This is a genomic window from Devosia chinhatensis, assembly GCF_000969445.1.
Lineage (GTDB): Bacteria > Pseudomonadota > Alphaproteobacteria > Rhizobiales > Devosiaceae > Devosia > Devosia chinhatensis.
Window position 1 is genome coordinate 1 of record NZ_JZEY01000076.1, and the last position, 482, is coordinate 482.

At 67.0% G+C, this 482-nt stretch carries 1 protein-coding gene; it reads right to left on the minus strand.

Annotated features, from left to right (window positions below; all coding sequences use genetic code 11):
- Positions 1–55: 55 nt before the first annotated feature.
- Positions 56–403, minus strand: coding sequence for a biopolymer transporter ExbD (locus VE26_RS16810; protein ID WP_052716009.1), 348 nt, complete (start codon positions 401–403; stop codon positions 56–58).
- Positions 404–482 lie beyond the last annotated feature (79 nt).

Below are 482 nucleotides of genomic sequence, written 5' to 3' on the forward strand. Positions count from 1 at the left end.
CTGCGGCGGGAACCGCCTCATCCACGTACCGCGTCTGGCGAGTGGTGGCAGTGGGTTAGTCGCGAACGTCGAGCCTGTGGTCGGTGCCTTCGACGGCCAGGGCGCTGACGTGTTCGACCTGACGTGCCGTGCCGACCTGCGCTCCGTCTATACTCAGCGTGCCGTCAGCGGCCACGGTCACGGTAATGGGCTTGCGTTCGATCGGCATGGCCTGCGCGTCGGTTTTGGGAAGGGTGATCGGTACGCCCATGGTCATCACTGGCGCTGCCACCATGAAGACGATTAGCAGCCCCCGCATGACGTCTACCATCGGGGTGACGTTGATCTCGCTGATCCGTGACGCGCCGATACGGCCCCGCCCGCGCAGGTTTCGGCCGCCCCCCGGCACGGATCCCATGCCCATCAGAGGGCCCGACCGCTATCCAGTTGACGCGCACGCCACGCCCGTACCCCGTCTCCAACGTCCCCTCGCCGCACCCCAA